Genomic DNA, 22,252 nt, shown 5'->3' with positions numbered 1-22,252 from the left:
ACGAGAAAGCCGCGCGCATCGCCATCTCCGAAACCGGCGCAGACTAACCCAGCCCCGTCACCACGCCGAACACCCCGTCACCACGCCGACCACGGCCCCGCCCGCCAACCGCGAGCGGGGCCGTTTCACACCCAGACCATCGGCAAAACCAATGACGCCGTCATCCGCAAAATGAACGCCGGTCAACAGGCAGGTGCCCTACGTACGCAGCGGGACCTCAGTGGCCAAGACTTGGGTGTGATAGCCGTACCCGTGCGAGCTGAGGAAGACGCCCAGCGACTCAATTGCCAGCGACGGGTTCCCTGTCGGCCCCTGCCTAACCTCCCATAGGGGCAACCGCCCGGTGAAAACGCCCGCAGTGTCTCGAAGCGGGAGCACCACATAGGGAACGAGGCCGATGGGCGACGATCGGAAACAAATCTCGACGCCCTCGGCAGTGCTCGGCATGCCCTGCGGGCTCCATGAGGGCTGAGCTTCTCCTGTTAGCTCCGCCATGCGCGCCCGCGTAGCCGCAAGCATTTCTTGGGTTCGCCGATCATCTAGCAGTCGCAGCTCTTCCCTAACATCAACCAACTTGATGAGACGCCATTCCCGCTCCTCTTTGAAAGCCGGGTGCTTGAAGCAGAGATGAAATTCCGCCAGAGCCTCTTGCAGAGCCCATATCGCGGGGTAAGGGAACAGCGCATCCGGCTCCACACCACTATCCAGTAGCTTCTCTGCGGTGGCGAGCCATGCATCGGTCACAACGGCCACAGCGTCACGCTGCTTCTCTTCGTTGTACTCGACCTTGCGGAGGTAGGTGTTCGGAGGCAAACCGCCAGCCACAGGCAAAATATGCAGATCGAGGCCGAGCGAGACTCCGGCGCTTCCAGCGCCATACCCGCGCCACTGAGATAGCAGATCATCCGTCTCGCAGAAACACGCAATGAAGGGCCGGCGGCCGTACTCAAATTGATCAGCGAATCCCGGCCGTGCGGGCAGGACCCGCTTCAGCGAGGCACTCGTAACCGAAGCCAGACGGCTCTCAACTACCTCATTGATCAAGGCGCCTGCATACGATAACTCAGATGAGTCGTTCATGAACCGCGCGTCGGACGCCCAAAGCGCCCCAGCGCGCACAATCCCAAGAAGTCCGTCAACGGTAGTGTAGTGGTAAAGCCGCCTGGGAGGCGCTTGGACTTCCATCCAGCGGGCGTCATGTTCGCTGCGATCGCGGGCGAACGTCTCCAACAGACGATCTATCTGCTCGCGCTTGCCATTTATCCGCTCGAAATTGTCCAAGCCATCGTCGGCTGTGCTTTCGACCACGGGCGCATCATCTCCTTCGCCGACGCCCGACCCGCTACCGACACGCCAAGGCTGCACCGGGGGGCGTTTCGCGAGTAGCGGGGTTGCCGAGATCCGTGCCTCATCGTGCGTTACGCGGTCGTACCCGGAAGGGGCAGCACAGACTGCCCAGCCGACGCGCGCACATGCCGCGAGTGGTGCGTCCGTACCCGCGTCTATCCGCCGCTTGTGGGACGGGTGCCCTTCGAGGAGTCGGCCGGCTGCCGCCCCCCGCCCAGCGCTTCGAGCGTTGTTCAGCTCCAGTCGAGACGATGGATGCGCATTGCCTCAACGAGGTCAGGATCGTCAGCGTCGAGGGGCGCGTCTGTCAGGTCGTGCAGCTTTGACGAGACCGGCTCGTCTGGCGATCGTTCGAAGTTGGCCCACAGCGTCAGGTCGTCGCCGTGGCGCGACTCGAACTGGATGCCGGCCACCGGCTGCCCGTCGGGCCAGTCGAGGTCGTGCAGCCATGCCGCGACGGCTTGGGTGAACGCGCGGGGTTCGGCCGCGCGGATCGCGGCGGCGTCCACGTCGGGTAACCCAAGGTGACGCGCCAAGCGCAGGAACCGAGCGCGCAGGGTCGGCAAGGACTCCGTATGGCCGGGAGCGACGAACCAGCCGGCGAGCCGGCCACTGCCGAGCCGCCGCGGGCCGCACCAGGAACGCGGTAGCCGGGCGGAGGCGATCATGGGGTGAGTTGCGGTGTCCTCTTGATCCTCGTCGATGGCGTCCATCTCGGCTGCCAGCGCAGGGTCAGGCCGGAACGGCGCAAGCACTTCGAGGAAGCAGACGAGGCGGCTGGCGCCCACGTAGAGCGTCCGCCAGATCCCGTCGGGGTCGTCCCAGCGTCCGTTGAACCGGCCCCCGTCGGCGTACTCCCACGGCGTCCATGCCCACGGCTCCGGCGCGAACCCAATCCGCCAAACGTCCCGGTCGGCGGCGTCAACGCAGCACAGATCACCCGACCCGGTCGACAGCAGCACCGTCCCGGTCACCCGACAGCGCTGAACTGGCGAGCCGCGGCGAGCACTTGGGCTCCGACGTCATCGAGGTCGCCCTCGCGCAGGACCCGGGCGGGCGAACGGTCCTGCAGACCCGGGTTGAGGCCCTGGAACCAGGCCTGCACCACGGCCGGTGTGTCGCGCGCGGAGATCAGCTTCGCGGCTTGGTAGGCCACCCGCAGCCGGCGCAGGTCCTCTGCGCCGGAGACCTCGCGAGTGCCCTCGGCCCACTGGCGGACCGCCCTCGTCTCCTTCACGCCACCCAGATAGGCAACCAACTTGGCGCCGAGCAGCTCACGCAGCTCGGAGACCAGGACAGCAGGGGACAGTCGCACCGCCGCACTCGCGAAGGCAAGATCAGGCCGGGCCGGCGTCAGGGACATGGCAGCACCTCCTGACTCAAGTATGCGCCAATCCCAGCCTGTATCACAGGCGAGATCCCAAAGAATCACATGAGGAGTTCGCCCCGGGAACCGGATTACGACTCAAACCGTGATGGGACCGCTCCCCCTTGTCGGAGGCGTGGGAGCGGCGCCCCAATCGTGTCCCTTCGCTGCCGTTGGCACCTCAGGCAGGAAAGGAGGAGACATCTTGTTGGCTACCGCGGGCCGGCTCGGAGACCACCTATGCGCCCGGCGACGGACAAGCCGCGCCCTCATCGTGGCTCCCGTGGGACATGGTGGCCGCCGGCAAGCAGGACGCAAAGCTGGTTGCACGACTCGTTGCACGAGGAGGTGGAAACGGCGGTTGACCTGCGGCGATGTGTGCGTCTGAAAATCGGAAGGTCGGCGGTTCGACCCCGCCCCTGGCCACCACCCGAAACCGCAGGTCAAACGCTCTTTGGCCTGCGGTTTTGCATGCCAGTCGAGACGGCTGAGACCGACTCACTGAAAACACGGAAGAATCACGCATCTCACGGCCCTGACGATCACGTGGCGCCAGCCGGTGATCAGCGCAACGTCGCAGCTCGTTAACCGCCGCCCGTTCAGGGCGAACTGTTTGACCGAGGAGATCAGCATGACCGCGCCCGACGGCTCACTTGCCACCGCGCCGATGAAGCGGTCCGGCGGAGTGCGCGAGTCGCACGAGGTCGTCGAGCCGGCTCCTGTCCAGGCGCTCGCAGCGCTGTTCGATGACGGCCTCGGCACACCCGGGATCGGGGATCCGTTGCCGCCGCTCTGGCACTGGGCCGCCTTGCCATCGTGGCCCGCTGCGGGCCTCATGGGTCGGCACGGACACCCCACGGTCGGCGGTTTCATGCCCGACACGGGCTTGCCGCGCCGGATGTTCGCCGGTGGTCGCGTCGTCCTGCATGCTGCGGTACCGGTCGGGGCAACCGTGCGTCGCACGGACGAGGTCGTCTCTGTCACCCGGAAGGAGGGCCGCAGCGGCCGCCTGGTCATCGTCGTGGTCGAGACCAGGATCCATGTGCCGACGCCGAGCGGCGGTGAGGTCCTCGCCATCACCGAGCAACAGGACATCGTCTACCGCGAAGCCCGCGACCCTGAGGCCTCCCGCCCGGCACTGCTCCCCCAGCCTTAGATCGCCCCTCGGCTCCTCACGGCACGGCCGGACGGGCCTTCGACTTCGCGACTGACCCGGTGCGGCTGATGCGTTTCTCCGCCGCGACGAGCAACGGGCACCGGATCCACTACGACTGGCCCTACACCACAGGAGTCGAGGGCTATCCGGGCCTCGTCGTACACGGACCGCTGATGACCCTCTCCCTGGCGGAGGTGGCCCGGCTCACGAGACACAAGGCAGCGGCATACCGCTTCGAGCACCGCTCGAACGCGCCGCTCTTCTGCGGGCCGCCCGCCCGAGCTGTGGCCACCGACGACGAACAGGGCAGGCGACTGCTCTCACTGACCTGTGACACGGGGACGACCCACACCACCCTGACCATCTCCCCGACACACTGATCCCCAGGATCGAGGTCGTCGGGCATTGGCAAACGCTCACCACGTCGTGTCAAGCCGTCGTTGGACAGCCAGACCATCCAGCTCCCACTGGAGGCGCACGGGGCCGGGTCCACGACGCCGGCCCCGTTGGAGATACCTGCCCTTCGCACGGCCTCGTCGGCCCGAGATCAGCCGGTCAGGATCAAGCTCATCTTCCGTGCCAGACACGCGGGCTTGTCCGAGCCCTCCAGCTGGACGGTGAAGTCGATGGGCACGAGCAGGCCACCGGCCCGTTCGGTCACGGCGGCGATGGTGCAGCGCAGCCGCACCCGCGAACCCACTGGCACCGGTGTCGGGAACCGGACCTTGTCCAGCCCATAGTTGAGCCGCGCCGTGCCGAGATCGAATCGATAGAGGTCCTCGGCGAGCGACGAGATCAGCGACAGCGTGAGGTAACCGTGGGCGATGGTTCGGCCATACGGGCCCTGCTGGGCGCGTCCGAGATCGGTGTGGATCCATTGGTGGTCACCGGTCGCGTCCGCGAAGGTGTCGATTCGCTGTTGATCGATCCGTAGCCACGGGCCCGGCCCAAGTTCAACCCCGACAGCCGCCTCGAGGCCGGCGCGGTCCGGAATGACCAGCGGGCCCCTCACGCGACCCGCTCCACCACTGCCGACAGGCCCTGGCCGCCACCGATGCACAAGGTAGCGAGGCCATACCGTCCCTCGCGACGACGCAGGGTGCGGGCCAGCGAGCCGATGAGCCGTGCCCCCGTCGCGCCGACCGGGTGCCCGAGCGAGATGCCGGACCCGTTGACATTGAGGCGCTCCCGGTCCTCGGCCCCGAAGCCCCACTCGCGGAGCACAGCAAGCACCTGCGCCGCGAAGGCTTCGTTGAGCTCGATCAGGTCGATGTCGGCCAGTGTCAGCCCGGCGCGCTGCAGGGCCAGAGCGGTGGCGGGTACCGGCCCGATACCCATCGTGCGCGGCGGAGTGCCTGCCACCGCCCAGGAGACGATCCGCACGAGCGGGTCCAGGCCGAGAGATTCTGCGCGCTCCCGCGTCGTGACGATGCACATCGCTGCGGCATCGTTCTGCCCGCTGGCGTTCCCCGCAGTGACCGTGGCACCTTCGATAGTGCTCCCCAGCATCGGTCGCAGACGGGCGAGCGCCTCGAGCGAGGTGTCCGCTCGTGGGTGCTCGTCCACGTCGACGACCGTGTCCCCACGCCGTGACGAGATCGTCACGGGCACCAGCTCCTCCGCGAACAGCCCAGCCCGCTGGGCGGCGACGGCGCGGCGGTGTGACTCGACGGCGAGCTCGTCCTGCTCCTCGCGCGAGATTGCGTACTCGGCCCGCAGGTTCTCGGCGGTCTCGATCATGCCTCCCGTCACGGGATACTTCGCCCCACCCGCCGTCACTCGAGCTCGCACCAGCGCGTCGTGCATCGTCATGCCCGAGCGAGCCGCTCCCCACCGGGCGTCCGTAGTGTAGAAGGGGACGTTGCTCATGCTCTCGGTGCCGCCGGCGACGACGAGCGAGGCCGCGCCGGTCTGGACCATCATCCCGGCGGTAAGCACGGCCTGCAGCCCCGAGCCGCAGCGTCGGTCGAGCTGCTGGCCCGGGACGGTGACCGGCAGGCCGGCGGTCAGGGACACGACGCGCCCGATGGCGGGCGCCTCGCTGTTCGGGTTGCAGTGACCGAGGATCACGTCGTCCACGTGCTCGCCTGAGATACCGGTCCGGGCCATGAGCTCGGAGAGGACGGTCACTCCGAGGTCGACGGCGCTGACCTGCTTGAGGCTGCCGCCGTAGCCTCCGATCGGGGTGCGGAGCGGTTCGCAGATGACGACATCGGTGCCGGATGCGCCGCTCACATGAAACGCCCCCCGGTCACCTCGGCGACCGTCCCCGTCATGTAGGAGGACAGGTCGGAGGCGTAGAAGAGGGCGACCGAGGCGACCTCCTCGATCTCACCGGCGCGCTGCATGGGGATCTCGGACATCTTCTGGTCCCAGGCCTTCTGCGGCATCGCCTCGGTCATCGCACTGCGGATCAGCCCGGGCTGGATGGCGTTGACCCGCACCCCGTGGTGAGCCATCTCCTTTGCGGCAGCTTTCGTCATGCCGACGATACCGGCCTTGGCGGCGGAGTAGTTCGTCTGGCCCACCATGCCGACCTTGCCCGAGAGCGACGACAGGTTGACGATCGCGCCGCTCTTGCGCTCACGCATGTGGGCGCTGGCAAGCCGTGTGCCGTGCCAGGTACCCTTCAGGTGCACCGCGATCACCGCGTCGAACTGGTCCTCGGTCATCGTGCGCATCGTCGCGTCCCGGGTGATCCCGGCGTTGTTGACGAACACGTCGAGGCCGCCGAACCTGCCGGCCGCCTCGTCGATGAGCCGCTGCACGTCCTCGCCGGAAACCACGTCGCACGGCACGCCGACCACCGTGTCCTCGCCGCCGAGCTCGGCCGCTGCCGCGGCCGCCGCCTGCCCGTCAAGATCCCCGACCACGACCTTGGCACCCTCGGCGAGGAAGGTGCGTGCGATCGCCAGTCCGATCCCCTGTGCCCCTCCGGTGACGACGGCCGTCCTGCCTTCAAGCAGCGGTCTCATGACTGTCCTTTCGATGTAGGTGTGGTGTCGGTCGCGGAGCGGACGATGCGTCGAGCGCGCTCCACAACAGGTCGGTCGACCATCCGGTCGTCAAGCACTGCCACGGCACCGTCGCGCGACGCGTCGAGGACGCGGCGGCCCCATGCCACCTGCTCGGGGCTCGGCCGGAGCGCCGTACGACTCGGCTCCACCTGGTCCGGGTGGATGCACAACTTGCCAGTCATGCCGAGACCGCGTGCGTGAGCGAGGTCGTCGGTGAGCACCGCCCGGTCTCGGATGGCCGTGGTCACGCCGTCCACGGGCCCGGAGAGGCCCGCAGCGGCTGAGGCGAGGACCAGCGCGGTGCGGCTCGGATCGATCGCCGGCCGGTGATCGTTATCGACCCCGAGCTCCGCGGCGAGGTCGAGGTGGCCAAGTGCCAGCCGCAGCACACCGGGGGTCCGGGCGATCGTCGGGGCCTCGAGCACGCCCTGAGCGGTCTCCACGAGGGCGATGACGCCGAACTGGGCCAGCGCCGCCAGGGCCGGCCCCGCCACCGCTTTCGGCACCATGACGACCGCGCCGTATGCGGCACACATCCGCGCGTCCGCCTCGTGGCCCTGGGTGCCGGGTGGGTTCACCCGGACCGCTGCCAGAAGTCCCTGGCCCAGGTGGTCAGCCACTAGGCGGCGAGCAGTCTCCTTCGCGTCGGGCCCGACGCCGTCCTCGAGGTCCAGGACGACGACATCGGCCCCGGACGCTGTGGCCCGGGAGAACCGTGCCGGCCGATCCCCCGGCACGAAGAGGAAGCTCAGGGCGTGGCGCACCCGCTCGGTCATGACGCTCGGCGAACGACTCACGAGGCCTCCGCCCGGCCCGGGACGCCGACGACGCCCCTCTGCAGCAGCGCACCGATCTCTGCGCCGGAGAGGCCGAGTTCCTCGGCCAGCACCTGTTCGGTGTCGGCGCCGAGGACCGGAGCTGGCGCCGGCGCACTCGTCCCGCCGTTCCACCGGACAGGGATCGTGGTGGCGAGCATGCGGCCGATGCCCGGCTGCTCGACCTCAGACGCGACCGAGGTCGCATCCTGTCGGGCCAGAGCCGCGGCGTCTGACATGGTGCGATAGGGGCCCCAGAGGACGCGGGCCCGGTCCAGGTCCTCCCGGACCTCGGCGATGGGCCGAGCGGAGAACCACGGGCGCAGGATCGATCCGATCGTCTCGCGCAGCTCGTAGCGTGCCGACTCCTCGCGCAGGTCCGTCCCGAGCGCGGACTCGAGGGCGTCGAAGACCGCCCCGGTCCCAGTCACGTCGCACAGCGCCTGCCACTGGCCCTGGGTGAGGGCCACGATCATGACCCGTTCCCCGTCGCTCGTGGCGAAGTCGGTGCCGAAGCTGCCGAAGACGTGGTTGCCGTGGGCCGCCCGCGGGCCGTCCTGCAGGGCCTCGGCGAGCCAGCCGAGCGCACCCACACCGGACAGGGCCACGTCGGCCAACGCGATCTGCAGGTCCGCCCCCTCCCCCGTCTGCTGGCGCTGAGTCACCGCGGCGAGGAGGCCGACCGCCGCCATGGCCCCGGTGAGCAGGTCCCAAGCGGGCAGGACATGGTTGACTGGCTCGCCCGACCCGGCCAGGCCGGTCATGTACGGCACCCCGACCGCCGCGTTCACGGTGTAGTCGACGGCTGGGCGCCCATCAGGGAACCCAAGGATACGCATGGTGATCATGTCGGAGCGGCGCTCAAGGAGCTCGGCCCGAGTGAGCGCTGACCTGCCGACGAGGTTGTCGACGAAGACGCCGGAGCCGGCGCCGGGCCTGGTGGCCAGTTCCACGACGAGCTCTCGGCCGGCCGGCAGCCGGTAGTCGATGGTGACGGAGCGCTTGCCCTTGTTGAGGTTCGCCCAGTAGAGGCTGGCACCGGAAGTCGCCAGTGGCCAGCGCTGGTGGTCACTGCCGCCCTGGGGCAGGTCGACTCGCAGGACCTCGGCGCCGAGCTGGCCCAAGGTCATACCGCACGAGGGTCCGGCGACGAAGGTGGCGCACTCAAGGACACGAAGGTGGCTCAGGGGAGGGGTGGTCATTGGAAGTTCGGCTTCCTCTTCTCCATGAAAGCAAGGCGGCCCTCCCGCGAGTCCTCTCCGTGGCCGGCCAGCGATACGCCGAGCCGTTCCACGTCGAGGAAGGAGCGCAGCTCGTCGGCGGTCGCGCGCACCATCAGGGACTTCGTCACGGCGTTCGACTCGCGCGGCCCACTGCCGAGGCGGTCTGCGAGCTCGAGCGCCGCCTCCGTCACCGTTCCCGCCGGAACGAGCCGGGTGACGAGCCCGACCCGGTGCGCCTCGGTCGCTGGCAGGGGCTCACCGAGCAGCAGGTGCGCGGCCGCCCGCTGGTGACCCAGCCGACGAGTCAGGTGCCACGCCGCACCGGCATCGGCCGTGAGGCCGCGGGCGGCGAACGGCACCATGAAGCGGGCGTCCTCCGCGGCTACGACGAGGTCACAGGCCAGCACGACGCCAAGCGCAGCGCCGACGGCATACCCCTCGACCGCGGCGACGACCGGCAGGTCCGATCCGATCAGCCGTGCGATCAGGGCGTGGATGCGGTCCAGGCGCCGGGCGGGGCCGAAGAGCCCGGCGTCCGGACCCGGCATCGATCGCACGTCACCGCCGGAGGAGAAGTAGGCATCCCCCCCGGTCAGGACGACCGCACGAGCTCCGGTCGCCTCCGCTTCGTCGAGCGCCTCGAACAGGCCGGTCAGGGTGGCGTCGTCGAGCGCGTTGCGCATGGTGGGCCGGTTCAGGCGTGCGAGCAGCACGTGTCCGCTGTGCGTGACAATGACCTCGTCGCTCATGTCGGTCTCCTCATGGTTGATCGAGGCGCCAGACCGTGACCGCTCGGCGCCTGGGTGTGCCGTCAGCGGGCAGGCGGACCGCTCCCGCAGGCCCATCTTGTGAGCGGGCCTGCGGGAGAACGGGCCGGCGATCAGCCGCTGAAGTTGAACGTCTTGTTCCAGCGGCTCACGATGTCGGTGCCGCGGGTGCGGGCCTCGTCCGGCGTGTAGACGATGAACGACGGGTCCGAGGCCTTCGGCAGTTGGTACTCGCCAGTCGGCACCTGGTCGATGTCTGTGCGGGCAGCGACGAAGCCCTGGGCGGCAGCGAAGTTCTGTCCGGCCTTCGACCAGGTCCAGTTCATGAAGAGCTTCGCCGCGGCGCTCTTGCTGCCCGTCGTCGTGAGCCCCTGCATGTTGAACGTGCCCGAGATGCCGTCATCCGGAACCACGAGCTTGACCGGAGCACCCGACTTCTCTGCGCCATAGGTGCTGTTGAACCCGGCAGTCCCGGCGAGAATTTCCCCGCGCGCCATGGCCTCCAGCTGGACCGACGTCGTGTCGAAGATGCGTGGCTTCAGGGCTGCAAGCTTGGCCCAGTAGTCCTTGCCAAGGTGGTCCTCCTGGAAGGCCGCGAGGCCCTGCACCGTCCCCCCCGCACCCGCGTTGACGATGCCCAGCTTGTTCTTCCACTTCTCGTCGAGCAGGTCGGCCCACTTCTTCGGCGCGTCCTCCGGCTTGACCGCCTTGCTGTTGTACGCGAATGCGTACGCCGAGTAGTAGGAGGTGTAGTAGGCGCCGTCGCGCCAGACGACGTTCTTCATGCCCTCGAGCTGCTTCTGGAAGGGCATCTCGGTGTAGGTGGTGAACACCTTCCCGTCTGTCATCCCGTCCGCCATCGTCGGGTCGGTGATGGTGACGACACCGGCAGACAGGCGGCCGGCGCCTGCCTCACTGAGGACACGCTCGTTGAGCTTTCCGGATGGCATACGGGTCATTTCGACCTTGACGCCGGTCTCGGCTTCGAAGCGCGCCGCGGTGAGCTTCGCGCTCTCTGCGCCCGACCCGGTGTACCAGACGACCTTGTCGGCCCGAGCTGCCTCGAGCAGCGCCTTGTCTGCGACCAGCTCCCCGTCGAGGACCAGGCCGTTCGAGTCGTCGATCGTGGGCATCTTGAGGATGTCTGTTGCGACCGCCGCCGCGTTCGCGGCCTTCGCCGTTGCCCCGGGGTTCCCGGCGGAGGCACTGCCGCAGGCCGACAGAGCCAGGACACCGATGGTCGCGAGGGCGACGTAGGTACGAGGGACGTTCTTCATGGTTGGAGCTCCTTTGCTCGATGAGCCACGGTCCGGGGTCAGCGACCGGAGCGGACCCGCGGGAGGTAGGACAGGACGAACATGATGACGACGTAGATGACGCTCATCGCGGCGGCCTGGCGCAGTGCCCCGCCGTTCTCGAACGCGTCGTAGATCGCGATCGAGAGGATCTTGGTGTCGCTGGTGTAGAGGTAGAGCGGCACGGTGAGTTCGCGCATGCTCAGCATGAGCAGGAGCACGAACGTGGAGAGCAGACCCGCCTTCATGAGCGGGACCGTGACCGCCGTGATTGCGCGGATGCGAGACGCTCCGAGCATGACGGCGGAGTCCTCGAGGTCGCGGTCTGTCGCCAGGATGGAGGCCGCGATGCCACGGAAGCCCTGCGAGGTCTGGACGGCGAGGAAGGCGACGACGAGGACCGCGAGCGTGCCGTAGAGCGGCACCGGCATGACGAGCCATGTCCAGAGCAGACCCATGCCGAGCACGACGGCCGGGATCGCGAGCGGCACCATCGAGACGCCCTCGATGACGGTGCGTCCCACGGACTTGGACCGGTAGACGATGTAGGCCGAGATGAAGGCGATCGCGGTACCCGACGCTGCCGCGACGACACTGACGATGACGCTGTTGCCCGTGACGGAGCGGAACGTGTCCGAGGCGACGACGTCGGCGTAGGAGCCGAACTCGAGCCCTCCGGGTGCGAAGAGCTCGCTGAGCGAGGTCATGTAGGGGGACGTCTGGCCCGACACGACGACCAGGGCGAGGACCGGCAGCACCAGGGAGACGAGGAAGAAGCCGATGACCAGCAGGAAGATCGGCAGCCGCGCCCTGCCCAGGGCGACCTTCTTCTGCCGGACGCCCTTGCCGGTGATCGTCGTGAAGGACCGCTTGGCGAGGAACCGCTTCTGCAGCCAGGTCACGAGGATGACGACCGCGACCAGCACGACCGAGATCGCAGCACTCTCGGTGCCACGCGAGGGCGTGGCGTTCAGCAAGCGGAAGATCAGAGTGGGCAGGGTGTCGATCCCACCCGGCGAACCGAGCACCTGGGCCACCGGGAAGTTCTCGAAGATCAGGACGAACGTCAGGATGGCGGCACCGATGAGGGCAGGCATCGCGAGGGGGAACGAGACCCGGAAGAGCATCCGGCGCGTGCTCGCGCCGTGGACGCGCGCGGCTTCCTCGAGGTCCGGGCCCATCATCGACATCGAGCCGTGCATGAGCAGGAAGGTGTACGGGGCGTAGTAGATCGCGAAGACGAAGATCATCCCCGGGATCGAGTACGTGTTGAGTGGCAGGTCGAGCCCGAGGTCTCGCTGGAGGATGTTGAGCAGGCCGGAGTTCGGGCTGCCGAGGAGCGACCATGCGAGGGCGCCGACGTACGACGGCAGGAACATGGGCATCAGGCCGACGAGATAGACGAACTTCGGAACGTGGATGTCCGTGCGAGCCGCGAGGAACGCCAGGCCCGCACCGATGGCACACGCGAGGATCGTTGCGACGACGCTGATGACGAGCGAGTTCGTCATGGCCTGACGTGTGCCGGTCTCGGCGAGGACCCCGAAGTTGCCCCAGGTCAGGTCCCCGGTGACGTTGCCCGGACGTGGGACGTCCGATGAGACCGATGCAAGCGCGACGAGAGCCGCTGGGACGAGGATGAGGACGGCGAGGACCGCCAGGACCACGATGCTCGGGACGACCCGTGCCGGGCGCAGTCGGGGGCCACCCTTGGCGCGGTGGCTCTTCCGGGCTCCGGGTGAGGCGACGAGTTCAGTCATCGATCACACCCCCTGCGGCACCGGCACGGGGACGGTCTCATCGTGGACGGGCGCGTGCTGGGGAAGGAGCCGCACGTGGTGGGGGTCCAGGCGGACGTGGACCCGGTCGCCCTGATGGAACTCCGCCAGGTCCCGCACGTCTGCGTGCACGTCGATGGCCGGGCCGTTGTCGACCTGGACGGTACAGCGCGCGTACGCACCTTGGAAGACCGATACGAGGACGGTTCCGTTCCACGTGTTCGGTCCGGCGGGCGCGGGGCCGGACGCCACGCGCACATGCTCTGGCCGGATGCAGATGCTGTCGTCGCCGGTAAGCATGGCGTCCGCGGTGTCGAGTGCGACTTCGAGGTCGTGCTCGGCGAGGCGGACCCGCATGTCCAGCGGGCTGGCGGGCTGCACCTTGAAGATGTTGGAAACGCCGAGGAACTCGGCGATCGAAGCCGACGCTGGCCGCCGATAGGTCTCCTCGGGGGTCGCCAGCTGCGAGATCCGGCCGTCCTGCATGATCGCGATCCGGTCAGCCAGGGCGAGTGCCTCGCCCTGGTCGTGCGTGACGTAGATCGAGGTGAGGCCGAGCTCTACCTGGAGCCGGCGCAGCTCGACACGCAGGTCCTCGCGGAGCCGAGCATCGAGGTTGGACAGCGGCTCGTCGAGGAGCATGACCGCCGGCTCCATGGCAAGGCTGCGTGCCAGGGCCACCCGCTGCATCTGCCCGCCGGAAAGCATGCTGGCGCCCTTGTGGGCGACGTGGGCCAGGCCGACGAGCTCGAGGGTCTCCAGCGCCTTCGCCCGGATCTGCGACTTCGGGGCCTTCTTCATGCGCAGCGGGAACGAGACGTTCTCCAGGACAGTCATGTGGGGCCACACCGCGTAGGACTGGAAGACCAGCCCGACGTTGCGCTTGTTCGGTGACAGGTTGACCGACCGGTCCGCGTCGACGACGGCGGTGTCCCCGATGGTGATCGAGCCGCCGGAGGGGTCTTCCAGCCCGGCCACGCAGCGCATGGTGCTCGTCTTCCCGCAGCCGGACTTGCCGAGCAGCACGAGAGACTCACCGTTGTCGATTTCGAGACTGAGGTTCTTCACCGCGGTGAAGTCGCCGTACGTCAGCGAGAGGTTCTTGATCTTGACGTCCATGTGACCGCTAGTCCTTCCAATAGGTCGGGTCAGGCCTCGACGGCCCGACGAACGACGGCGTCCAGGGCGACTACTCCGCGGCCCTTCTCCAGGACGGCGACTGGGTTGACCTCGGCCTCCACGATCTCCGGGGAGGCGGCGAGCTGCGACACCTTCGACACGAACTCGGCAAGGGCGTCGAGGTCACCCACCGGCCCGCCTCGGAATCCTTCCGCAACGCGCAGACCGGTGACCTCACTGATCATCTGACGGGCGGTCGCGACGCTGACCGGAGCGAGACGCAGCGAGCTGTCGCCGTAGAGCTCGGTGAGGGTGCCCCCGGCGGCGATCATGATGAGGGGCCCGACGGATGGGCTGACCCGGTAGCCGACGAGGGCTTCGGCGACAACCCCCTCGGCCATGTTCTGGACGAGGAAGTGGCTGATGCCCAGCTCCGGGTCATATGCCGTCGTGTTCGCGGCGATCCGGCTGACCGCCTCGGCGAGCCCGGCCTGGTCCCTGACCCCCAGCACGACGCCGCCGGCGTCTGACTTGTGCAGGAGCTTGCCGGACAGTGCCTTGACGGCTACGGGCCAGACGGGAGGGTCGAGGGGCACGCCGTCCAGTCCGCAGGTCGTCGTGGCTGGGAAGCTGGCGCCGACCTCGCGCAGCAGCACGCCCGACGAGAGCTCGTCGAGAGCGACGACCTGCTCGTGGGAGGGCACCTCGTGCCGGACCTCGAGCACGTGCCGCTCGCTCGGCTGCCGGCGCAGCACCGCGGCCACTGCGTCGGCACACGCCTCGGCCGTCCGGAACGCCGGGACGCCAGCCTCGTGCAACAGCGTGAGCGAGCCGATCGCGTCCGGCAACGGCCAGGCCGCGATCGGGACAGTACCAGCGGCCGACTCGGCGATGGCACTCACCGCGAGCTCCGGGTTGAGCCGGGCGGAAGACCCGATGACGAAGAGGATGAGGTCGAACTCGCCGCTGTCCGCCATGACCTGCAGCGCGGCCCGCACGAGGTCATGCCTGGTGCCCGCCAGCGTGAGGTCGATGATGAGGTTGTCGGCGACGTCCAGCCCTGCGACAGCGAGCTGTTCGAAGACCGCGGCGCTCGGGCGGGCGATGCTGACGCCCCGCGTCTCGAGCTGGTCCACGACGATCGCGGCGCCCCCGCCTGTCGTGGTGATAACACCGACGCGAGAGCGGGCCGGTGAGGATGGTGGCCCGACACGTCGTTGCAGCGCCTCGGCCTCGATGAGCGCCTCGAAGTTGTCGACCCGGGCGAAGCCGCAGGCCCTGAAGAACGCTTCGGCCTCTGCGTCCTCGCCGGCCAGGGAGCCGGTGTGGGTCATGCTCAGCGCGGCAGCAGCGTCGCTGCGGCCCAGCTTGTAGACCGTGGTCGGCTTGCCGTGAGCCGCGGCCCCGGCGGCAAACCTGGCGAGGTCCCCTGCGTTCTCGAGGGACTCGAGGAAGAGAGTGTAGGACTGGATCTGGGGATCGGTCAGGGTCAGCTCGCAGATCTCGCCGAGGGTGAGGTCGAGCTCCGACCCGGTGGAGACGAAGCCCGCGAAGCCGAGCCCACGTGCCTTCGCACGCGTCATCAGGGCTCCGATGACGCTGCCGGACTGCGAGGCGACGAGGCTCGTCCCGACAGGTGCCTCCTCGGCGAAGGCGGCGTTGGCGGTGAGCATGAGGCCGTTGCGCGAGTTCACGACACCGATGCTGTTCGGGCCGACGAGGCGCACACCATGCTCGCGTGCCACAGCGCGGAGCTCGGCGGCGCGCGCCTTCTCCTCGGCTCCCCCCTCGCCGAAGCCACCGGAGAGGATGGTCACGACCGGCACACCGGCGATGCCGCAATCGCGGACCGCGTCGACGACGAACCTCGTGTCGGCCACGATGAACACGTGGTCCGGGGTCTCCGGCAGGGCCGCGATACTGGGCCAAGCCTGCTCTCCCAGGACCGTCTCGCGGCGCGGATTGATCGGATAGACCCGACCGGCGAACCCGGCTTCACGCAGAAACCGCAGCGGCCGGGCGGTGGTCTTCGAGGGATCGTCAGATGCACCGACGATGGCGACGGCGGCTGGCGCGAGGAGGGCCTGCCCGACCCGCTGGGCGCTGACGCTCACTTCTGAGGTCTGTGTCGTGGTCGCGGTCATGACGCGGCCCTCGTGAGCAGGTCGATGTCGGCCAGGATGTCGAGGGACGTGAAGCGCCACAACTTGTCGGCAACCTCGGTGGTCGCGGTCCCGATGACGGGAGCGGCGAGCCGGACGAACTTGGCGGTGATCTCCTCGTCGGTGACGGGATTTCCCGGCTCACCGTAGGGCAGCGGTACCTCCACCGCGACGTCGCGACCATCGTGCAGCCTCAGCTCGACCGTCGCCGGACGGAGTCGTGGGTAGCGGGCGTCGGCGTCGGGATCGGCGACCACCGTGACCCGACGGGCCAGATCTCGCAGGGCGGGGTTGGCCCGAGCCTGCTCGCCGAACTCGGTGAGACCGACCTCGTCGTGCGTGAGTGCGGTCGCGACGGCATACGGGATGCTCATCTGGGCGTCGAGCAGCGAGTCCGCATCGACGGCCGCGTGGTGCGACGCCACCGTGTAGGTGCGCACGGTCACCGAGGCGACCTCGTCGGCGCGGAGCCCGTGCTCGGCCCGGAGGGCGAGGACCGCGTCGATCGGGCCATGCAGGTGACGGCATGAGGGGTAGGGCTTGACGTACGAGTCAAGGACGACCCAGCGTTCGCCGACGCCCCCGAGGAGCGTCTCAGCGTTGAAGCCGTCCTGGGCGAACGCGTCGATGTAGCCGTGAGCCGTCTCGAGGATGGAGCGAGGCCCGGTGATCCCGGCGATAGCGAGGTCGACACTGGTGACGGCGTCCCGGGCCGCCTTGCCCGGATGCACACGCTTGACCTCGGCCGACTTGCCGAGGAAGGCAAAGAGGCCGCCGGCGTGCGAGGCGGCGATGCCGAGCGCGTGGTGCAGGTCGTCGAACGACAGCCCGCGCAGCACGCCCACGCCGAGGGCGCCCCCGATGACACCGGACAGCGGCGTGTTGTGGAAGTGGTTGCGCCACGTCGCAGGGTGGCCGGCCGCCGCCAGGCGGCACACGGTCTCGAGTGCGACCGCGAGCGCGCGCAGCGTGCGGTCGGGGTCGGCGTCCTGTGCTTCGGCTGCGGCGAGGACGGAGGGGAAGGCGACACTGCTCGGGTGCACGCTTCCCGGGGTGTAGCCGTCGTCGACCTCGAGGCTGTGCGCACTCGTTCCGTTGACGAAGGCGGCGCCCGCCGCGGACACCTGCCCCAGCCCGACGGCCGTTGCAGTGCGACCGGTCGCCCCGTAACTCTCGGCGACATGCTCCGCGACCGCGTGCGAGACGTCAGTGCGGGAGCCGGGGACGACCGCGGCCATGTAGTCGACGAGGAGCCGGCGCACATGGTGCTCGACCTCCTCGGGGAGAGGCTTGGCGACGGCCTCGAGGGCCCAGCCGATGAGAGCGTCGGTGAGGCCGACGGCCTGGTCCGCCTCCGGGGCCCGGTCCCGCTCGGTGACCGTCACTTGGAGGCCCCCGCTCGCTGGTCGAACCGCCGTCCGAAGATCGATCCCGCGATCGTGTTCTTGAGGATCTCGACCGAGCCGCCGGCGATCATCCAGCCACGGGTGCGCCGCACGATGTACTCGTAGGGGAACTCCTGGCTGTAGCCGGAGGCCCCGAACACCTGAAGGGCCTCGTTCGCGACGGTGAACGCGGTCTGGTTCGAGTAGAGCTTGGCGATGGCAGCCTCCGTGCTGTCAGGTGCGCCGGCGTCGGCGTTCGCGACGGCCCGGAACAGCAGCATCCGGGCAGCGTCGAGCTGGACGCGCATGTCGGCGAACTTCCACTGCAGGCCTTGGAACTCGCAGAGGTCTTTGCCGAAGGCCTTGCGCACCTTGGCGTGCTCGACGGCACCCTCATAGGCGAACTCGGCGAGGGCGAGGGCGCGTGAGGCGTTACCCATCCGCTCGACGCCGAAGATGGACAGCATCTTGCCCAGCGCGCCTTGATCGGCGAGGACGTACTCGCGCGGTACGCGGCACTCCTCGAAGTAGAGCTGGCAGTGCGATTCACCGGACATGTGCAGCTCGCGCTTCCCCCGGGAGAAGCCGGGCGAGTCGAAAGGCACGAGCACCGCGCCGATGTCCCGAGACGTCGGGCCAAAACGGCACCAGACCACGGAGTGGGTGGCATCCGGGCCATGCGAGTTCCAGATCTTCTGGCCGTTGAGCACGACATCGTCGCCGTCGTAGCGGGCGCTGGTGCGGAGGTCGGTCAGGGCACTGCCGGCGTCGGGCTCGCTCATGCCCGCCGTGACGAGCGCCTCGCCTGCGAGCAGCCGGGGCAGCACCTCTTCCTTGACCCGGTCCGAGCCGAACTTGGCAACTTGGCGGATGGCCCCGAAGTTGGCCGCCTGGAAGGCGTCGGCGGAGTGCGGACAGACCTTGGTGATCGCCATCATGACGAGTACGGCGTCAAGGAGCGAGGCGCCCTGCCCACCGAGCTCGACGGGGAGGGTGAGCCCCGTCAGCTCGTTCTCAGCGAGCACCTTGAGGCTGTCCCAGGCGAATTCGGTCCGGGTGTAGGCCTTCGGGCCGAACTCGCGCTCGGCCAGCTTGGTCACGGAGTCGACCAAGGCGGTCTGTTCAGGGGACAGGGTGAAGTCCATCGAGGTTCCTTCGTCGGTGTTGTGCGGGGTCGTGGTCAGCGCTGCTGGATGGGCGCGCCCGGGCTCAGCTCGCGCAGGGCGAGGGTGGTGGCGTCTGCGTCGAGGTCGGGCAGTGCATCCACCAGGTCGAAGAGACGCTCCACGGCGCTCCCTGGGTCCGCGACGCCGGCAACCTCGAGGCAGGAGCGGGCCTTGGCACCGAGGACCTCGCGCGGGAGGGCTGCGCCGGCCCCAGGCATGTCGGCGTCGGCCGTGGCGACGACGGCGCCGTCGCGCACGAGGTCGAGGCGCGCCCCGGACATGACCGCGCTCTCGGGCAGGTCCTGGCGGACCTCGACCTGCCGGGCGAGCTGGGGAATGCGGGGGTCGTGCAGGTGTCGGGTCAGGGTTTGCAGCTCGTAGGAGCCGGTGGCCCAGATCGCGGCGATCTGCCACGGAATTGAGAACTGGGCGTCGACGAGGGGCTCGCCGCGCTCGGCGTACGGACGGGCGACGAGCGCGTATGCCGCCCCGGCGGGCACATGAACCACGACCCTGTCGCCGGCGCCGAGCGTCGGCTGCGTGGCGTGGACCTCATGGGCAGCGACGAGGGCCGCGTGGGTGTAACGGCATGCGGGATAGGGCTTGACGGCGACGTCGTTGATCTCCGCGGGCCCCGCCAACAGATGCGCCCAGGTCGTGTCGGTGCCGGGCAGCATCCCGAAGTCACCGGTCAGCCAGCCGTGCGGGCCGCTGAGCCCGGCGCGAGCGAGTCCGGCGCTCGTGAGCCCAGTGGCGGCGGCGAAGCCCGGCTGGAGTCGCTTGGCGACGGAACCGTCGACGACAGCCTGCCGGGAGGACGGGGAGAGGGTGGACCCGACCGCCAGCGCCGCTGCGGCCCGGGTGGTTTCCTCATCGAGGCCGAAGACATGAGCCGCCGTCACGGCCGCTGCCACAGGTCCCACCCCGGCGGTGCGGATGACGCCGGGCCGTGCGCCGACCAGGCGCGCAAGCCGGGAGAAGACCTGCACACCAGCAGCGACGGCGCCGAGGAGGCCATCGCCGGGGACGGGCGCGATTGCGCCGGCCGCGAGGGCACTGGGCACCACCACGGTCGCGGTGTGCACCACGGCCTCGTCGTGGGTGTCATCGAAGTCCCACGCGTGGATGAGCATGGAGAGCGCAAGCGCAGCCTGGGGCGCCGCGAGGCGCAGGTCGGTCCAGGGAACCGTCGTCTCACCGGGAGCGACGGCTGCCAGTCCGGCCAGGGCACGGCGCGCGTCGTCGTTGGCCGTGCCCGCAGCTGCTAGCGCGAGTGCGTCGACCACGAGCTGTCGGACACGCTCCCGGGCTGCCTCGTCCAGGACGCACCACGAGGTCATGGCTGTCTCTGGCGACATTGAGGTGCGGGGCATCGTTGCTCCTTGCTCCATGCGGGTGAGGGTCCGTGGGTGTCCGAGCCGGTGTGCCGGCGGGTGTCGCGCTCAAGAGGGGAAGCCGAGATGTCGGCCCTCAGACCAGTCGCAGCCGGGGGTGTCGGCTGCTCGCGGACAAGAGAAGCAGGTCCCTGCTGGCCTGTCAATAGATTCTATAGAATCTACAAACGACTCCATTGAAAAGAGGCTGTGTGCTAGGTTCAGCGCTCAGCACGCCCGACGCAGGGCAGGGCCGACGGCGACCGGAGGAGCACGACGGATGAGTGAGACGGGGTCTCTCCCCCAGAGCCGCACCGAGTACGTGCTCGACCGGCTGCGCGCCGAGCTCCAGGCCGGCACGATCAGCCCCGGTGAGCAGCTGCGCCAGGCGGCCATCGCAAAGCGCTACGGCGTCAGTCCCACCCCGGTCCGCGAGGCGCTGCTCATGCTCGCGGCAGACGGGATGATCGAGTACACGAGCCACCGCGGGGCGACGGTGCGAGATGTGACCCCACAGATGGCGCAGGACCTCTACCGGCTACGTGCGGAGATGGAGGGGCTCGGCTGCGAGCTTGCCGTGGAGCGCCTCGATGAGGCGGCACTCGGCAAGGTCAAGGCGGCCAACGACGAGCTCAAGCGGGCGGTCCTGGAGGGCGTCCCGGCCCCCAAGCTCTCGCTGCTCAACAAGGACATGCATTTCACGATCTACCAGATGACCTCGCCCATCGTCGTCGAGGCGGTCCAGTTCCTCTGGGCCCGGTTCAAGCCGTCGGTGACGCTGTGGGGGGTCACCGACTTCAGCTCCTCACTGTCGAAGGACCACGACGAGATCATCGAGGCCCTCGAGCAGCGCGACGGCTCGCGGGCGCGCCAGCTGATGTTCGCGCACGTCATGCACGCCTGGGAACTGCGGGAGAGCAACGCCGACCTCCGGGCACACGGCGGCCGGTCTGCAAAGAACGGACTCGCCGAGGGCCGGTCCTGAGCCGGCGCGGCGGGGGTCTACCCTTCGGCTGGTTCCCTTGCATCGTCGCGGCCTCGCTGGTCTCGCACGCCGTCCTGTCAGGCGTGCGGACGCTCATGTCCTATCGGGCCCTGGCCCTGGGTGGCGACGCCCTGACCGTGGGTGTCGTCACTGCAGCCTTCGCGGTCCTGCCCCTGCTCGTCGCGATCCAAATCGGGCGGGCGGTCGACCGCGGGCGCGGGGTCGCGGCATTGCGGCTCGGCCTGGGCCTCTCGGCAGCCGCCGTCCTGTTGGCGGCCCTGAGCCCCAGCGTCCTCGTGCTCAGCGCCGCCAGCGCCCTGCTCGGCCTCGGGCAGATGCTGCACACGGTCGCGTGCCAGAGCCTCATCCCGATGTGGTCCCCCGAGGAGACCCTCGACAGCCGCTTTGCACACCTCACGCTCGGCGTCTCCACCGGCCAGCTGCTCGGGTTTCCGATCGCCGGTGCCGTCGCGACTGCGGCCGGCGTCGACGCGGCTGGCCATGCCGTCACGACCCCGGCACTGCTCGTCCTTGCGGCCCTGTCCGCCGTCGCCATCCCGCTCGCCTACACGTTCGCGGCCCGGTCCAACGAGCACGTGAGCCGGGCCGAGCACGCCGAGCGGCGTCAGACGGCGACCCAGATCTTGGGAACGCGCGGGATGAAGCCGGCGATCTACTCGAGCTTGGCGGTCCTCACTGGCATGGACCTCGTGATGGCCTATCTGCCTGTTCTTGGCCAGGAGATCGGCCTGTCCATCGGCACCGTCACCGCCCTGCTCACCGCGCGCACCGTGACCTCAGTCGCCTCTCGCGCGCTGATGCCGTGGCTGCTGCGGCACGTGGCACGGCGATGGCTGCTGGTCTCGGCTACAGGCGTCTCGGCACTGGCGATCCTCGCGCTGCCGATGACCTCGAACGTCCCCGTCCTGACGCTGGCGATGCTGGTGGCCGGGTTCTTCTGGGGCATCGGCCAGCCCCTGACCATGACGTGGGTGACGCAGGTCGCCGACGCGAATAACCGGTCTGCGGCCCTGTCCGTGCGCCTCGCGGGCAACCGGCTCGGACAGGTCCTCGTGCCGCTCGCGGCGGGCAGCCTCGCCGCCGCACTCGGCGTCGGCTCCATCTTCGTGGGGTGTGGTCTGGTACTGCTCTCTTCCGCGACGACGACCTACAACGCCACGCGCCCGGACGTGCGACCCGGCGCTGCTGAGACGAGCTCTGCCTGAGACGGTCCAGGTGTGGGCGAGGCAGCCCCTCCAGGATTACAAGGTCAAGTCCGGGTCCGTGGTGTACGACGA

20 protein-coding genes are annotated in these 22,252 nt (G+C 69.0%); 4 read left to right on the top strand and 16 right to left on the bottom strand.

What is annotated here, in order from left to right; all coding sequences use genetic code 11:
* Window positions 1-198: 198 nt before the first annotated feature.
* The 3 genes from N864_RS24105 to N864_RS08725 all read right to left on the bottom strand — a co-directional run bounded on the left by N864_RS24105 (window position 199) and on the right by N864_RS08725 (window position 2,710).
* Window positions 199-1,308: a DUF2971 domain-containing protein gene (locus N864_RS24105; RefSeq protein ID WP_081793586.1), complete on the bottom strand. Its 1,110-nt coding sequence runs from the start codon at window positions 1,306-1,308 to the stop codon at window positions 199-201.
* A 272-nt stretch (window positions 1,309-1,580) separates the two neighbouring features.
* A complete protein-coding gene (locus N864_RS08730) occupies window positions 1,581-2,321 on the bottom strand; it encodes an RES domain-containing protein (protein ID WP_034715735.1) in 741 nt (246 codons plus the stop codon).
* Window positions 2,318-2,710, bottom strand: coding sequence for a hypothetical protein (locus tag N864_RS08725; RefSeq protein WP_034715733.1), 393 nt, complete (start codon window positions 2,708-2,710; stop codon window positions 2,318-2,320). Before N864_RS08725 ends, N864_RS08730 begins: the two co-directional genes overlap by 4 nt.
* Before the next feature lie 634 nt (window positions 2,711-3,344).
* On the opposite strand from N864_RS08725, the gene N864_RS25650 reads away from it, so the two are divergent.
* Together N864_RS25650 and N864_RS25645 are read left to right on the top strand one after the other, a co-directional pair.
* Window positions 3,345-3,869, top strand: coding sequence for an HTD2 family dehydratase (locus tag N864_RS25650; RefSeq protein WP_051518369.1), 525 nt, complete (start codon window positions 3,345-3,347; stop codon window positions 3,867-3,869).
* A 68-nt stretch (window positions 3,870-3,937) separates the two neighbouring features.
* Complete coding sequence (locus N864_RS25645; protein WP_205620903.1) at window positions 3,938-4,249, top strand: HTD2 family dehydratase; 312 nt, start codon at window positions 3,938-3,940, stop codon at window positions 4,247-4,249.
* 167 nt (window positions 4,250-4,416) lie between these two features.
* Here the strand turns inward: N864_RS25645 and N864_RS08715 are convergent, their stop codons facing one another.
* The 13 genes from N864_RS08715 to N864_RS08655 all read right to left on the bottom strand — a co-directional run bounded on the left by N864_RS08715 (window position 4,417) and on the right by N864_RS08655 (window position 19,969).
* Window positions 4,417-4,881 (bottom strand): MaoC family dehydratase, encoded by a 465-nt coding sequence (locus N864_RS08715; RefSeq protein ID WP_051518367.1) that lies wholly within the window; start codon window positions 4,879-4,881, stop codon window positions 4,417-4,419.
* Window positions 4,878-6,104 carry an acetyl-CoA C-acetyltransferase gene (locus N864_RS08710; RefSeq protein WP_034715732.1) on the bottom strand — a complete coding sequence of 409 codons (1,227 nt, stop codon included), beginning with the start codon at window positions 6,102-6,104 and terminating at the stop codon, window positions 4,878-4,880. The genes N864_RS08715 and N864_RS08710 overlap by 4 nt, the downstream gene beginning before the upstream one ends.
* Window positions 6,101-6,844, bottom strand: a complete 744-nt coding sequence (gene fabG / locus N864_RS08705; RefSeq protein ID WP_034715730.1) for a 3-oxoacyl-ACP reductase FabG — start codon at window positions 6,842-6,844, stop codon at window positions 6,101-6,103. The genes N864_RS08710 and fabG overlap by 4 nt, the downstream gene beginning before the upstream one ends.
* Window positions 6,841-7,683: an HpcH/HpaI aldolase/citrate lyase family protein gene (locus N864_RS08700; protein WP_240474265.1), complete on the bottom strand. Its 843-nt coding sequence runs from the start codon at window positions 7,681-7,683 to the stop codon at window positions 6,841-6,843. The genes fabG and N864_RS08700 overlap by 4 nt, the downstream gene beginning before the upstream one ends.
* Window positions 7,680-8,903, bottom strand: a complete 1,224-nt coding sequence (locus N864_RS08695; protein WP_034715727.1) for a CoA transferase — start codon at window positions 8,901-8,903, stop codon at window positions 7,680-7,682. The genes N864_RS08700 and N864_RS08695 overlap by 4 nt, the downstream gene beginning before the upstream one ends.
* Window positions 8,900-9,673, bottom strand: a complete 774-nt coding sequence (locus N864_RS08690; RefSeq protein ID WP_034715726.1) for an enoyl-CoA hydratase/isomerase family protein — start codon at window positions 9,671-9,673, stop codon at window positions 8,900-8,902. The genes N864_RS08695 and N864_RS08690 overlap by 4 nt, the downstream gene beginning before the upstream one ends.
* 131 nt (window positions 9,674-9,804) lie before the next feature.
* On the bottom strand, window positions 9,805-10,968 hold the full coding sequence (locus tag N864_RS08685; RefSeq protein WP_051518366.1) for an extracellular solute-binding protein: 1,164 nt from the start codon (window positions 10,966-10,968) through the stop codon (window positions 9,805-9,807).
* A gap of 38 nt (window positions 10,969-11,006) precedes the next feature.
* Complete coding sequence (locus N864_RS08680; RefSeq protein ID WP_081793582.1) at window positions 11,007-12,746, bottom strand: ABC transporter permease; 1,740 nt, start codon at window positions 12,744-12,746, stop codon at window positions 11,007-11,009.
* Between the two features lie 3 nt (window positions 12,747-12,749).
* Window positions 12,750-13,883 (bottom strand): ABC transporter ATP-binding protein, encoded by a 1,134-nt coding sequence (locus N864_RS08675; RefSeq protein ID WP_051518365.1) that lies wholly within the window; start codon window positions 13,881-13,883, stop codon window positions 12,750-12,752.
* Between the two features lie 29 nt (window positions 13,884-13,912).
* Window positions 13,913-16,027, bottom strand: coding sequence for an acetate--CoA ligase family protein (locus N864_RS08670; RefSeq protein ID WP_051518364.1), 2,115 nt, complete (start codon window positions 16,025-16,027; stop codon window positions 13,913-13,915).
* Entirely contained in the window at window positions 16,024-17,430 is a 1,407-nt protein-coding gene (locus N864_RS08665) for an MmgE/PrpD family protein (protein ID WP_051518363.1), read from the bottom strand. Before N864_RS08665 ends, N864_RS08670 begins: the two co-directional genes overlap by 4 nt.
* Window positions 17,427-18,575, bottom strand: a complete 1,149-nt coding sequence (locus N864_RS08660; RefSeq protein ID WP_034715724.1) for an acyl-CoA dehydrogenase family protein — start codon at window positions 18,573-18,575, stop codon at window positions 17,427-17,429. The genes N864_RS08665 and N864_RS08660 overlap by 4 nt, the downstream gene beginning before the upstream one ends.
* Window positions 18,576-18,610: 35 nt before the next feature.
* The gene (locus tag N864_RS08655; RefSeq protein WP_162164519.1) at window positions 18,611-19,969 is read right to left on the bottom strand and encodes an MmgE/PrpD family protein; all 1,359 of its coding nucleotides are present in this window, start codon (window positions 19,967-19,969) and stop codon (window positions 18,611-18,613) included.
* A 280-nt stretch (window positions 19,970-20,249) separates the two neighbouring features.
* Here N864_RS08655 and N864_RS08650 point away from each other — a divergent pair, with 280 nt between their 5' ends.
* On the top strand, window positions 20,250-20,954 hold the full coding sequence (locus tag N864_RS08650; RefSeq protein WP_034715720.1) for a GntR family transcriptional regulator: 705 nt from the start codon (window positions 20,250-20,252) through the stop codon (window positions 20,952-20,954).
* Window positions 20,870-22,180 carry an MFS transporter gene (locus N864_RS08645; protein WP_276203096.1) on the top strand — a complete coding sequence of 437 codons (1,311 nt, stop codon included), beginning with the start codon at window positions 20,870-20,872 and terminating at the stop codon, window positions 22,178-22,180. The genes N864_RS08650 and N864_RS08645 overlap by 85 nt, the downstream gene beginning before the upstream one ends.
* The last annotated feature ends 72 nt before the right edge of the window (window positions 22,181-22,252 follow it).

Origin of the sequence: Intrasporangium chromatireducens Q5-1, from assembly GCF_000576575.1 — a bacterium.
In the GTDB taxonomy this organism is placed as follows: domain Bacteria; phylum Actinomycetota; class Actinomycetes; order Actinomycetales; family Dermatophilaceae; genus Intrasporangium_A; species Intrasporangium_A chromatireducens.
The sequence above is the reverse complement of the archived record's forward strand: the minus strand, read 5'-3'. Positions and strand labels throughout refer to the sequence as shown.